Origin of the sequence: Azospirillum humicireducens, assembly GCF_001639105.2 — a bacterium.
Classification (GTDB): Bacteria; Pseudomonadota; Alphaproteobacteria; order Azospirillales; family Azospirillaceae; genus Azospirillum; species Azospirillum humicireducens.
The window spans coordinates 192,787-205,720 of sequence record NZ_CP028906.1 but is presented as its reverse complement, the minus strand read 5'-3'; the positions used below and the strand labels follow the sequence as shown (position 1 = coordinate 205,720).

General features: G+C 70.2%; 12 protein-coding genes. 6 read left to right on the top strand and 6 right to left on the bottom strand.

The window, feature by feature from the left end; translation table 11 throughout:
* Nucleotides 1-254: 254 nt before the first annotated feature.
* The 3 genes from A6A40_RS25385 to A6A40_RS25375 form a co-directional block, all read left to right on the top strand.
* Complete coding sequence (locus tag A6A40_RS25385; RefSeq protein WP_108548647.1) at nucleotides 255-2,036, top strand: glycoside hydrolase family 17 protein; 1,782 nt, start codon at nucleotides 255-257, stop codon at nucleotides 2,034-2,036.
* 78 nt (nucleotides 2,037-2,114) lie between these two features.
* The gene (locus A6A40_RS25380) at nucleotides 2,115-2,741 is read left to right on the top strand and encodes a LysE family translocator (protein WP_108548646.1); all 627 of its coding nucleotides are present in this window, start codon (nucleotides 2,115-2,117) and stop codon (nucleotides 2,739-2,741) included.
* Between the two features lie 452 nt (nucleotides 2,742-3,193).
* Nucleotides 3,194-4,348 (top strand): HD-GYP domain-containing protein (locus A6A40_RS25375; protein ID WP_236784030.1); only part of this gene is annotated, 1,155 nt, incomplete at its 5' end.
* Between the two features lie 113 nt (nucleotides 4,349-4,461).
* Here the strand turns inward: A6A40_RS25375 and dapB are convergent.
* Together dapB and znuA are read right to left on the bottom strand one after the other, a co-directional pair.
* Complete coding sequence (gene dapB / locus A6A40_RS25370) at nucleotides 4,462-5,259, bottom strand: 4-hydroxy-tetrahydrodipicolinate reductase (RefSeq protein WP_108548969.1); 798 nt, start codon at nucleotides 5,257-5,259, stop codon at nucleotides 4,462-4,464.
* A gap of 76 nt (nucleotides 5,260-5,335) precedes the next feature.
* Entirely contained in the window at nucleotides 5,336-6,310 is a 975-nt protein-coding gene (gene znuA, locus A6A40_RS25365) for a zinc ABC transporter substrate-binding protein ZnuA (protein WP_108548645.1), read from the bottom strand.
* Nucleotides 6,311-6,399: 89 nt separating this feature from the next.
* Between znuA and znuC the strand changes: the two genes are divergently transcribed.
* Both znuC and znuB read left to right on the top strand, forming a co-directional pair.
* Nucleotides 6,400-7,200 (top strand): zinc ABC transporter ATP-binding protein ZnuC, encoded by an 801-nt coding sequence (gene znuC / locus A6A40_RS25360; RefSeq protein WP_236784029.1) that lies wholly within the window; start codon nucleotides 6,400-6,402, stop codon nucleotides 7,198-7,200.
* Entirely contained in the window at nucleotides 7,193-7,978 is a 786-nt protein-coding gene (gene znuB, locus A6A40_RS25355) for a zinc ABC transporter permease subunit ZnuB (RefSeq protein WP_108548644.1), read from the top strand. The genes znuC and znuB overlap by 8 nt, the downstream gene beginning before the upstream one ends.
* Before the next feature lie 329 nt (nucleotides 7,979-8,307).
* On the opposite strand, the gene A6A40_RS25350 is transcribed toward znuB, so the two are convergent.
* The 3 genes from A6A40_RS25350 to A6A40_RS25340 form a co-directional block, all read right to left on the bottom strand.
* Nucleotides 8,308-8,673 (bottom strand): DNA translocase FtsK, encoded by a 366-nt coding sequence (locus tag A6A40_RS25350; RefSeq protein ID WP_418208635.1) that lies wholly within the window; start codon nucleotides 8,671-8,673, stop codon nucleotides 8,308-8,310.
* A 99-nt stretch (nucleotides 8,674-8,772) separates the two neighbouring features.
* The coding region (locus tag A6A40_RS25345; protein ID WP_174718556.1) for a DNA translocase FtsK at nucleotides 8,773-10,308 on the bottom strand (1,536 nt) is incomplete at its 3' end.
* Nucleotides 10,309-10,377: 69 nt separating this feature from the next.
* Nucleotides 10,378-11,634, bottom strand: a complete 1,257-nt coding sequence (locus tag A6A40_RS25340) for an aminotransferase class I/II-fold pyridoxal phosphate-dependent enzyme (protein ID WP_108548643.1) — start codon at nucleotides 11,632-11,634, stop codon at nucleotides 10,378-10,380.
* A gap of 246 nt (nucleotides 11,635-11,880) precedes the next feature.
* On the opposite strand from A6A40_RS25340, the gene A6A40_RS25335 reads away from it, so the two are divergent.
* A complete protein-coding gene (locus A6A40_RS25335) occupies nucleotides 11,881-12,444 on the top strand; it encodes a DUF2239 family protein (protein WP_108548642.1) in 564 nt (187 codons plus the stop codon).
* Between the two features lie 61 nt (nucleotides 12,445-12,505).
* On the opposite strand, the gene glnK is transcribed toward A6A40_RS25335, so the two are convergent.
* A complete protein-coding gene (gene glnK, locus A6A40_RS25330) occupies nucleotides 12,506-12,844 on the bottom strand; it encodes a P-II family nitrogen regulator (RefSeq protein ID WP_014189833.1) in 339 nt (112 codons plus the stop codon).
* Nucleotides 12,845-12,934 lie beyond the last annotated feature (90 nt).

Genomic DNA, 12,934 nt, shown 5'->3' with positions numbered 1-12,934 from the left:
AGAGGGGGAGGGATGGGGAGGGGGCCGAGAACGTCCCCACAAAGTCACACCTCCCGCCGGAATAATCTCCCTCTCCCGCACGTTTACAATTCCGTGACGAAGGCACGTCACTCAATCCTTGACCGACTGGGCGCGCTTCCTTTTGGGGGTGCGCCCATTTTCTGTCCGGATCCGGTGAATAAAATCGCCGTCCGGCCTGTTGGTGCGACGGTCCCCGTTCAAACCGTCAAGCCTTTGGTGTAGACATCCCGCCCATGCGCCTGATCCTCATCCTCGCCGCGATCCTGGTCGCCGGCCTCGCGAATCTCGCCGTCTGGTCCCTGCCGAACCGCCCGGTGCCGCTCGATCCGCCGCCGGGCGGCAAGCTGCGCAGCGTGTCCTTCGCCCCCTTCCGCGACGGCCAGAGCCCGCTGACCCAGGTCTTTCCGACCAACGCCCAGATCGAGGAGGACCTTGCGGCCTTGGCGCCGCAGGTGGCGGGCATCCGCACCTACACCTCGCTGGAGGGGCTGCAGGTGGTGCCGGAGATGGCGCGCCGGCATGGGCTGCAGGTCACCATGGGGGCGTGGCTGTCCTCCAAGACCGAGAAGAACGAGGCGGAGATCGCGTCGCTGATCGACCTCGCCAACCGCTATCCCGACGTCATCACCCGCGTCATCGTCGGCAACGAGGTGCTGCTGCGTCGCGAGCTGACGCCGGAGCAGGTGACCGGCTACATCGACCGGGTCAAGGCGGCGGTGAAGCAGCCGGTGTCCTATGCCGATGTGTGGGAATGGTGGCTGAAATACCCGCAGATCGCGGATCATGTCGATTACCTGACCATCCACCTGCTGCCCTATTGGGAGGACGTGCCGGCCGGCGTGGAGGGCGCCACCGAGCGCATCCGCCAGAGCTACCGCAGCATCGCGCAGCGTTTTCCCGGCAAGCCGATCCTGGTCGGGGAGACCGGCTGGCCGACGCAAGGCCGCTCGCGCGGGGCCGCCGTGCCGGGGCTGGTCAACAAGGCGAAGTTCGTCAACGCCTTCGTCCGCATGGCAGAGCAGGAGGGCTTCGACTACAACGTGATCGAGGCCTTCGACCAGGAATGGAAGGCAAAGCTGGAAGGCACCGTCGGCGGCCATTGGGGCCTTTACAACGCCGACCGCACGCCGAAATTCTCGCTGGCCGGGCCGGTGATAGGCAACGTCGCCTGGCCCTGGCTGTTCGCGGCGTCGAGCGGGCTGGCGCTGGTGCTGCTGGGCGGGCTGTCGCTGCTGCGCCGCCATCTGCCGGGCACCGGCTGGGTCGTGCTGATCCTGCTGGCGCAGGCGCTGTCCACCCTCTATGTCCGCGCCGGTTTCGTGGCGGCGCATGGCAAGCATTACTGGCAGGACACCACGCTGGCCGTGGCGATGCTGGCGCTGACCGCCGCGCTGGTGCTGGCGGTGCTGCTGACCGCCCACCGCACGCTGGCGAGCGGCGGTCTGGCGCGCGAGCCGCTGGTCGGTCTGCGCCACGCCCGCCCGGCCCTGACCCGCACCGAGCGGGTGGGGCGGTGGAGCGCGGTGGCGCTGGGCGTCGCGGGGCTGGTCTGGTCGCTGCTGATCGTCTACGACGGCCGCTATCGCGATTTCCCCAACCCCTATCTGCTGATCCCGGCAGTGGCGCTGCCGGCGCTGGGGCTGATCCGCGCCGTCCGCCGCCCGGTGGGAACGGAAACGCGCGACGCGCTGGGCATCGCCAGCCTGTTCCGCCCGGCGGTCCCCGCGGACGATGGCGAGCCGCGCGGGCTGTGCGGCGCCGTCCGCCGCATGCCGGTGGAGTCGCTGCTGGGCTTCGGGCTGCTGCTGGGTGCGCTGCTGACCGTGGTGGCCGAGGGTTTCGTCCCGCTCGAATCGCTGATCTACGGCCAGCTTCCCTTCATGGAGGCCCTGCACGAAGTCGATTGGACCCTGCCGAACTGGGAGGCGCTGGGCTGGGCCGCCCTGCAGGTCGTGCTGGCACTGCCCTTCCTGGCCGGGGTGTGGAGCGCCCGGCGTCCGCTGCGGCGGATCTGAGTCGCAGTGACCCATTGCGCGGGCCGCAGTGCTGTGGATTGATTGACGGGTTCCTGGCCTTAACCGGAGACCCGTCCGATGTCCCCCGACCTGTGGCTCGCCTTCGCCGCCGCCTCCGCCGTCATGCTGATGATCCCGGGGCCGACGGTGCTGATCGTCGTCTCCTACGCGCTGGGCCACGGACGGAAGTCGGCCATGGCGACCGTGGCGGGGGTGGCGCTGGGCGACTTCACCGCGATGACCGCCTCGATGCTGGGGCTGGGGGTGCTGCTGTCGACCTCGGCGGCGCTGTTCACCCTGCTGAAATGGGCAGGCGCCGCCTATCTGGTCTATCTCGGCATCAAACTGTGGCGGGCGCCGGTCAGGACCGCCGAGACGGTGGCCGACGAGTCGGCGGTGCGGCCCTGGCGCATGATGCTGCACACCTATGCCGTCACCGCGCTGAATCCCAAGAGCATCGTCTTCTTCGTCGCCTTCCTGCCGCAGTTCCTCGATCCCGGCCGGCCCTTGGCCGAGCAGATGGTGGTGATGGAGGCGACCTTCCTGGTGCTGGCGACGCTGAACGCCGCCGCTTATGCCCTGCTGGCCTCGGCGGCGCGGCGCGCGGTGCGCACGCCGTCGGTGCAGCGTACGGTCAACCGGGTCGGCGGGTCGCTGCTGATGGGGGCCGGACTGCTGACCGTCGCCTGGAAGCGGACGGCCTGAGACGACAGCCGGCTCAGGCGATGGGCACGGGGATCGCGCGACACACGCGCACAGTCGGCGATTTGTTGACAAAACAAGATAACTTCACGGAAAATTGTCGGCAATCAGGGGGATGCACGCGTCGGTAACCTTCATGGATCCGGCGGAAGCGAATCGATCCGCGGGGGCGGTGATGGCCGACGGCTGCGACAGGGGCGAGATGGCGGAACAGGACCGGCGGCAGCCCGCCGGGGACGTGCTGGAGTTCGCCGCCGAGACCGCCGATGCGGCCGGCGGCCGGCAGAATCCGCCCTGGCAGATCCTGATCGTCGACGACGACCACGAGGTGCACGCCATCACCCGCGTCGTCCTGGGCGAAATGACGTTCGAGGAGCGGCCTGTCCGCTTCCTCTCCGCCTACACCGCGCGGCAGGCGCGGTCACTGCTGGCCGAAAATCCGGGGATCGCCGCCNCGCAAGGTGATCGCCGCCTACGATATCAACGACTACAAGGCCAAGAGCGAGCTGACGGCGCAGAAGCTCTACACCGCCGCCGTCGCGGCTCTGCGCTCCTACCAGCACATCGCGACCATCGAACGCGGCCGGCAGGGGTTGGAGCGGGTGATGGAGGCGGCCGTCCATCTGGCCGGCCTGCGCTCGCGGCCCCAGTTCCTTGCCGGTCTGGTGGGACGGGCGTCCGCCCTGGTGAGCGACGCCACCGCCGCCCTGCTGTGCGGGGCCGGCGAGGAGGGGGGCGTCGCCGTCCTCGCCGAGGCCGGGCTGCCGACCGATCTGCCGGCGGAGGCCGTGGCCGACATCGCCGCCGCATTGACCGACGGGCAGGTGCGCTGGGGAGTGCGGCACGGCGTGGCCGTCCTGCGCGGCCGCGATGTGGCGCCGTTGGCGCTTTGCCTGCTCGGCGGTCCGTTTGCCGAGGGCGACCGGCCGTTGCTGGAGCTGCTCTGCACCAAGGCGGCGGTGGGGCTGGACAATCTGCGGCTCTACGAGCGGCTGAACGAGGCGCAGGTCGCCACCGTCCATGCGCTCGGCAAGCTGGCCGAATACAAGGACGAGGTCACCGGCGACCATGTGAAGCGGCTCGGCCGCTGGGCGACGGCGATCGCGCGCGAACTGCACGCCCGCGGCGAATTTCCCCACGAGCTGGACAGCTGGTTCTGCGACACCATCGGGCTGGCCAGCGTGCTGCATGACGTGGGCAAGGTCGCCATCCCGGATGCCATCCTGCGCAAGCCCGGACGGCTGGACGAGGCGGAGATGACGGTGATGCGCGAGCACGCGTCCATCGGCGGCAGCATCCTGCGCGACGCCTGCGGCGGCGACCGCCGCGGCTGCCTGTCGATGGGTGCGGAGATCGCCGAAAGCCATCACGAGAAGTTCGACGGCAGCGGCTATCCGCGCGGGCTGGCGGGCGACGCCATTCCGCTCGCCGGCCGCATCGTCGCCGTCGCCGACGTCTTCGATGCGCTGCTGCACCGCCGCCCCTACAAGAAGGCGTGGGACATTGCCGAAGTGCTGGATCTGCTGCGTGCCGAGTCGGGCAGCCATTTCGACCCGCGCGTCGTCGACGCCTTCCTGGCGGTGCTGACGCGGGAAGGGGCGGGGGTGTAGGACCGGCGCCCGTACCCCCCAAGGTGTTCGAANGGCGGCGCTGGCCCCTGGTTCCCCGCCTTCGCGGGGATGACGGCTGAACGAGGTGGTCTCAGCCGCCGCCCCTTCAACCTTCAGAGACCCAGCACGTCCCGCATGCTGTAGAGGCCCGGTGTCTTGTCCTGCGCCCACAGGGCGGCGCGGACGGCGCCCTTGGCGTAGATCTGGCGGCCCGACGCCTTGTGGGTCAGCTCGATCCGCTCGCCCTCGCCGGCGAACATCACGGTGTGGTCGCCGATGACGTCGCCGCCGCGCAGGGTGGCGAAGCCGATCTCGCCGCGCGGCCGGGCGCCGGTGTGGCCGTCGCGGACCTTCTGCCAGACATCCTCCAGCTTGACCCCGCGCCCGGCCGCCGCGGCATGGCCGAGACCCAGCGCGGTGCCCGACGGCGCGTCCACCTTGCGGCGGTGGTGCATCTCCAGGATGTCGATGTCGAAATCGTCGCCCAGCGTGTGGGCGACCTGCTCCACCAAAGCCAGCAGCAGGTTGACGCCCAGCGACATGTTCGGCGACTGGACGATGGCCGTGTGGGTGGCCGCGGTAGCGATGGCCGCCTGCTGCGACGGGTTCAGGCCGGTGGTGCCGACGACCAGCACCGTTTCCGACTGGGCGGCCAGCGCGGCGTGCCGCTCCGTCGATTCCGGGCTGGTGAAGTCGATCACCGCGTCGGCCTCCGCGAACAGCGCGACCGGATCGTCGATTGCGGTCACGCCCAGCGGGTCGAGCCCGGCCAGCACGCCCAGATCCTTGCCCAGAGCCGGGCCGCCCACCCGTTCGGTCCCGCCGGCCAGCGTGCAGCCCGCGGTCGCCGCGATCTCGCGCACCAGCATCTGCCCCATGCGCCCCGCGCACCCGACGACACCGATCTTCATGACGCCCATCCTCTGTTCAGCTCTGCCGGCCGGCCTTCCCGCCCTTCCAGCGGTTTAGCACAGGCCCGGCCGGGGCTTAAGCGCCAAGGCAGCCGCGCAGCGATGCGGCGAGGTTGCGCAGCAGGGTGGGGTAGAGCGCCTCGCCCTCCGGCAACCCGGCACCCTCGGGGTCGAGCACGCCGGTCCTGGCCTTGGTGCCCTCCACCACCGTCTGGACCAGGGCCGGTTCGAACTGCGGTTCGGCGAAGACGCAGGCGGCACCCAGCCCGCCGATCTTGGCGCGGATCGCCGACAGCCGCTTGGCCGACGGGCGGCGGTCCGGGCTGACGGTGATGGAGCCGACCGCCGACAGGTCGTAGCGCGCCTCGAAATACTGGTAGGCGTCGTGGAAGACGACGAAGGGCTTGTCCTTCACCGGCGCCAGCGTGGCCTTCAGCTCCGCATCCAGCGCGTCGAGCTGCTGCAGGGTGCGCTCGGCGTTGGTGCGGAAGGCCTCCGCATCGGCCGGATCCTTGGCGGCAAGCGCCTCCGCCACGGCCTTGACGATGGCGCGGGCGTTGGCGGGATCGAGCCAGATGTGGCTGTTCAGCTCCTCATGCTCCTCGGCATGATCGTGGCCTTTATGCTCGTGCTTATGGTCATGGCCCTTGTGGCCCGCTTCATGACCGTGGTCGTGCGCCTCCCAGGCGCCGCCTTCGCGGGTTTCCAGCAGGGTCAGGCCCTTCAGCTCCATCAGGGTCAGCCGCGTCGCCTTGGGCGCGTTGGCCTTCAGCGGCTTTTCCAGGAAGCTCTCCAACTCCGGCCCGACCCAGACCACCAGATCGGCGGCCGACAGCGCCTTCGCGTCCGACGGCTTCATCGTGTAGCTGTGCGGCGATGCGCCGCCGCGCACCAGCAGGGCCGGGTCGCCCACCCCATGCATGACCGAGGCGACCAGGGAATGGATCGGCTTGATCGACACCACCACCTTCGGCACCTCGGCCTGGGCCGGCAGCGCGGTTGCGGCGGCGAGGGCGGCGGTCAGGATGGCGGACAGCGCGAATCGGCGCATGGGAGGGATCCTCTCGACTTGCTGGACAGGCTGCTGGTTTCAGCGCATAGGGAAGCCAGTTTCACTTTGGTGTCACGTTATAACGTAACATGTCAACACCCCACACACGCCGTGATGCCTCCGCGCTCTTTGCCGGCCCGCTCGCCTGGACCGAGGATCTGACCGTCCGCTTCGGCCGCCGCACCGTGCTGGACCGCGTCAACGTCGCCGTCCAGCCGGGGGAGGTGGTGACGCTGATCGGCCCCAACGGCGCCGGCAAGACGACGCTGGTGCGTGCCGTTCTGGGGCTGGTGGCGCCCGACGGCGGGCGGGTGCTGCGGCGCCCGAACCTGCGCATCGGCTACATGCCGCAGAAGCTGTCGGTGGATCAGACGCTGCCGCTGACGGTCCGCCGGTTCCTGAAGCTCTGGCGGCCGGTGGCCGCCGACCGGGTGGAGGCGGCGTTGGAGGAGGCCGGGGTGGCGCGGTTGGCCGACTCGGCGATACAGACGATTTCCGGCGGCGAGATGCAGCGGGTGCTGCTGGCCCGCGCCCTGCTGGGCGAACCGGACCTGCTGGTGCTCGACGAGCCCGATCAGGCGGTGGACGTGCATGGACAGGCGGAGCTGTTCAACCGCATCGCCCAGGTGCGCCAGCGGCGCGGCTGCGGCGTGCTGCTGGTCAGTCACGACCTGCACACGGTGATGGCGCGCACCGACCGGGTGATCTGCCTGAACGCCCATGTCTGCTGTTCCGGTCGGCCGGAGGATGTCAGCCGGCACCCGGAATACCATGCCCTGTTCGGCGGCCACGCCCGCGACCTCGCCGTTTATGTCCATCACCACGACCATGCCCATGCCGAGGACGGCAAGGTCGTGCCCGACCATGACGGGGGCTGCTGCCATGGATGAGTTCGTGATCCGCGCCCTGCTGGCCGGCGGTGGCATCGCCCTGCTGGCCGGGCCGCTGGGCTCCTTCGTGGTGTGGCGGCGCATGGCCTATTTCGGCGACACGCTGTCCCATTCCGCCCTGCTGGGGGTGACGCTGGGCTTCCTGCTGGGCGTCAACCCGATGATCGGCGTGATGGTGGTCTGCGTGACGCTGGCCCTGGCTCTGGTGGCCTTGCAGCGGCGGCGCCATCTCGCGGCCGACACGCTGCTGGGCATCCTGTCGCATGGCTCGCTGTCGCTGGGGCTGGTGGCCCTGGCCTTTCTGGAGACCTTGCGCGTCGATCTGATGGCCTATCTGTTCGGCGACATCCTGTCGGTGACCGACGGCGACCTGATGGCGATCTATGGCGGTGGCGCGGTGGCGCTGACCGGGCTGGCGCTGCTGTGGCGCCGGCTGCTGGCGGTGACGGTGGACGAGGATCTGGCGCGGGTGGAGGGCATGCCGGTCGATGCGCTGCGGCTGGCCTTCATGCTGCTGATCGCGCTGGTGATCGCCATCGCCATGAAGATCGTCGGCATCCTGCTGATCACCTCGCTGCTGATCATTCCTGCCGCCGCTGCCCGCCGCTTCGCCCGCACACCGGAAGGCATGGCGGCGTTGGCCTCGGTCCTGGGTGTGGTGGCGGTGGTCGCCGGGCTGCTGGCGTCGCTGAACTGGGATCTGCCGGGTGGGCCGAGCGTGGTGGTGGCCGCCGCCGCGCTGTTCCTGCTGGGATCGCTGGTGCCAGTGCGGCGCTGACGCGAAGCATCATGCCGGCAGCGCTGCCTGCAATCAGCAAAAGAACACGCTTGCGTGTGTTTCCCGTTTGCGGACGCAACTGCCTGCGCCATAGTCCCCCAGCGGACGCAGTGGCGGGCTGGCCGCCACTGCCGCCGTACCAAGGGAGGGCTGGAGGATGGAGAAGATCCTCACTCTCCTGATCCTGGTGCTGGAGATCGTCAAGCGGCTGCTTGACCTTCTGACGCACTAAGATCGGGCGGGCGGGCCGGGGAATTGCAGTCCCCGGCCCGCCTACCCCCGATATTGGTGCTGCACCCGCCCGCTGTCAACGGCCAGCCCGAAAACACTCATTCGTCGATGTTACGGGCCAGAACTTCGCGCTTGCCGGAGTGGTTGGGCTTGCTGACCACCCCTTCGGTCTCCATCCGCTCGATCAGGCGGGCGGCGGAGTTGTAGCCGATGCGCAGCTGGCGCTGGATGAAGCTGGTCGAGGCCTTGCGCTCGCGGCAGACCACCGCCACCGCCTTGTCATAGAGGTCGTCGCCGGACCCGCCGCCGGTGCCGGGCAGGGCGCCGTCGTCGAAGGACTCCTCGCCCTCCTCATCCTCCAGGATGGCGTCGACATAGTTGGGCTCGCCCTGCGCCTTGAGGAACCGGACGATCTGTTCGACCTCGTGGTCGGAGACGAAGGGACCGTGGACGCGGGTGATCATGACCGTGGTCGTGCGCCTCCCAGGCGCCGCCTTCGCGGGTTTCCAGCAGGGTCAGGCCCTTCAGCTCCATCAGGGTCAGCCGCGTCGCCTTGGGCGCGNGTCGGCCACCACCGGCTGGCCGCCGATGTCCTTGCCGAGCGCCAGCGCCAGCTTGCCGCCATGCTTGTCGAAGCCTTCCGCCGCCATCAACTCGCGCAGCAGCACGGTCTCGCGCCTGGCGTTGGGCAGTTCGACGCCGATGACGTTGCGGCCGGGGACCACGGCGACGCGGACCGACACCGCGCTCATCGAGCGGGCGATGTCGTCGGCCAGCCCGATGACGCGCGACGACTTCGTGCCGGGGGCCGGTTCCAGCTCGTAAAGGGTGACGACCGGGCCGGGATGGACCTTCTGGATCTCGCCGCGCACGCCGAAATCGCCCAGCACGCCTTCCAGCTGTTCGGCGTTGCGCTGGAGCGCCGCCTCGTCCAGCTGCTCGCCGCGGATGCCGGTGGGCGGCATCTGCAGCAGGTCGAGCGGCGGCAGTTCGTAGCCCGTCGGACCCTCCTCCTCGCCCAGCGGCAGGCGGGTCTGGCGCGGGTCGGCCTTGGCGGCGTCGCGCTCCGAGGCGGCGGACTTGGGCGGGGTGACGATGGGGACCGGACGCAGCGGCCTGTCGGCGGCGGCCGGCGCGGCCGGCACCGGCACCGGACCGGCGTCCAACCCGGCGGGGGGAAGCGGATCGACGCGCACGGCATCGTCGAAGCGCGGGCCCTTCCGCTTGGGAGTCCCGTCGCCGCGCAGGGCGTCGTCCACGGCGATGGAGGCGGTCTGCACCGCGGCCTGCGCCGCGTTGCGGCCATGGCGGCGCAATGCGTCGGCGCCGCTGCGGGCGCCATGGCGGATCAGATGGACCCCGTTCACGGTACCGCGGCCGAGCGCGCGGAAGCTGGCGATCCATTCGCCGATCGTCAGGCCGGCCGCCAGGAACAGCACCAGCCCGCCGCCGACCGCGGCGACCGTCGCCACCATCGGCTCGGCCCCGAACAGGTTGCCGACGCCGTGCAGCAGGATCTGGCCGATGCTGCCGCCGGGCAGCGGGGCGAGCGGATCGCTGGAGGCGTCGGTCAGGCTGGCCAGCGCCATCGACACCAGGATCACGCCCCACAGGGCCAGAACGGTGCGGAACAGCGGGTTGCCCAGCTTGCGCTGCGCGCCCAGCCGCCAGCCCCAGAACATCGGCACCAGCGCGATGACGAAGGCGGACCAGCCGATATACTGGATCAGCAGGTCTGCGACATAGGCGCCGGGCGGGCCGAACAGGTTGTGGGTCTCGCCCGCCGCGGCGGGGACCGAGTTCAGCGAGGCGTCGCGCGGGTCGTAGCTGCCCAGCAGCACCATCAGCAGCAGCCCGAACAGCCCCAGCACGAAGCCCATCGCCTCGCGCGCGCGGGCGACGACGAAGGCGCGCATGGCCGGGGAGAAGAAGGGCGGCTTTTCCGGCCGGCTGCGGCCTGCGCGCAGGCGGTCCTTCCCCGGATCCTTGGATCCCAGCTCCTTCGCGCCGTCGCGGGGCGCCCCCTTGCGCGGGCCGGGGGCGGTCCGTCCCAGGCTGGGCCGGGGGCGCGCGGAGGTGGGGCCGGCGGGTCGGGCCATGGGGCGGAAACCTCGTGCTGTAGAAACCGAAAAGACGGGCTGGCCGGGGTCGGGACGGGCCGGAACCGGTCAGCCGAGAATGCGGACGATGGACGCGCAGGCCTGGGCGACGGTGTCGGTGTCCTGCACCAGGGCGACGCGGATGAAGGCGTCGCCGGGGTTCGGCTCGCCGGGGTTGCTGCGCGACAGATAGGCGCCGGGCAGCACGCGGACGGCGCCCTCCGCCCACAGCCGCTTGGCCGCCTCCTCGCCGTTGCCGACCTCCAGCCACAGGAAGAAGCCGCCGGCCGGCCGCTGATAGCCGTAGCGCCCGCCCAGCTCCGCCTCCGCCGCCGCGAACTTGGCGCGGTAGGCGGCGCGGTTCTCCTCCACATGGGCTTCGTCGCGCCACAGCGCGGTGCTGGCCGCCAGGATCGGCAGCGGCATGCCGGCGCAGCCGTAGCTGCGCAGGCGGGAGAAGCGCCCGATCAGCGCCGGGTCGCCGGCGACGAAGCCGGAGCGCAGGCCGGCCGCGCTCGACCGCTTGGACAGCGAATGGAAGACCAGCAGGTTGGCCCAGGGCTTCCCGTCCTCATGCGGCAGGGAAGTCGCGACCTGCAGCGCACCGGCCGGCGGGGCGTCCAGCCAGATCTCGGCATAGCATTCGTCGACCGCCAGCACGAAGCCATAGTGCCGTGCCAGCCCGATGGCCTTGGCGAGATAGGCCGGCGAGGCGGCGGCGCCCTGCGGGTTGGCGGGAGTGCAGAGGTAGAAGAGGGCGGTGCGCTCCAGCAATTCCGGCGTCAGCGCGTCGAGGTCGGGCAGGAAGCCGGTCTCGCGGGTGGCTGACAGGAACACCGGCTCCGCCCCCGCCATCACCGCGGCCCCCTCATAGGGCGCATAGAAGGGGTTGGGCATCAGAACCGCCGGCTGGCGCCCGGCCTTGCGCGTCGGCACCGCCAGCAGGGCCAGCATGAACAGGGCCTCGCGCGTGCCGGACAGCGGCAGGACGGAGCTGTCGGCATGCAGCAGCCCGGCTGGCAGCTCGTAGCGGCGGGTCAGCCAGTCGCCGGCCGCGGCGCGGAACTCCGGCGTGCCGCCGACCGGCGGATACTTGTTCCAGCCGGCGCCGTTGGCGCGCAGCGTCTCTTCGATGATGGCGGGCGGGGTGTGCTGCGGCTCGCCCACCGTCAGCAGGATGGGGGCGACGTTGGCGCGCGGCGTGATCGGCGCCAGCAGGTTGGCCAGCCGGGTGAAGGGATAGTCGGTCAGCAGGTCGAGCCGGTCGTTGCCGATCGCCTCGGTGAAGACGGCACCGCTGTTCACGCTGAAATCGGCAGAGACCATGACGACCGCAACCCTCTTCCCACCCTGGGGCCGCACCCCGGCCAGGGGAGACGGCCACGCCTTACGAGCGACCGATCCTATCGGCGCCGCACAAGGGGCACAAGCGCCCAAAACCCTTGGGCGCGGCAGGTGGCCGAACGGTCACAGGGGGAGTGACTCTTTCCTGTTCCGGCATTATACCCGGATAATATTGACGTCCGCATTCCACCCGGATAAAATGCCGCCCGCACAACCGGAGTTCCGACCATGTCCGTCACCGCCGAGACCCTCTGCACTGCCTTTCGTGGCGAGTGCCGCCTTGCCGCCGGGGATGCGTTGAGCGTGGCGCGGGCGTTGCGGGCGGCATTGGACGCGGAACCCGATGGACCGCCGGTGCTGGTGTTCGACGATGCCACCGGAAAGCCGGTCGATCTCGACCTGCGGGGAAGCGATGCGGAGGTTGCGTGGCGTTTGTCTCCCCCGCCGCGGGGGCCGGGGCGGCCGAAGCTGGGGGTGGTGGCGCGGGAGGTCACGCTGCTGCCGCGCCATTGGGATTGGTTGAACGCCCAGCCGGGCGGGGCGTCGGTGGCGCTGCGCAAGCTGGTGGACGAAGCGCGCAAGGGGAGCGAAGGGAAGGACCGTGTGAGCCGGGCCCAGGAGGCCGCCTATCGCGTCATGCTGGAGCTGGCCGGCGACCGGCCGGGCTATGAGGAGGCGGTTCGGGCGCTCTATGCTGCGGACCGCGCGCGGTTCGACGCGCTGACGGCGGACTGGCCGGCCGACCTGCGCGGCTATGTCCGGACGCTGGCGGCGGATGCGTTTGCAGGCTGAAGAAGCGGACAGGCGCGCAGACGCGCGCCCGTCATGACCAGCAGCTTTGGGGCCGGCAGCCTTACAGCGCCTCGGAGTTGGTCTCGCCGGTACGGATGCGCACGGCCTGGGCGATCTCCAGCACGAAGATCTTGCCGTCGCCGATGCGGCCGGTGTTGGCGGCCTTCTGGATCGCCTCGACCACCTGTTCATACTGGTCGTCGGACACCGCGACCTCGACCTTCACCTTGGGCAGGAAGCTCACGGAATATTCGGCGCCGCGGTAGATTTCCGTCTGGCCCTTCTGGCGGCCGAAGCCCTTGACCTCGCTGACGGTCAGGCCCTGGATCCCGAGCGACGTCAGCGCCTCGCGCACTTCGTCGAGCTTGAACGGCTTGATGATGGCCATAACCAGTTTCATGTGGCTTCCCCTTAAAGCGTTGTTCCGGCCGCGGATAAAGGCTGTGGCCGCCTTGTTGCGGTTCCGGTCCGGCCCGTCAGCCGTTCCGTC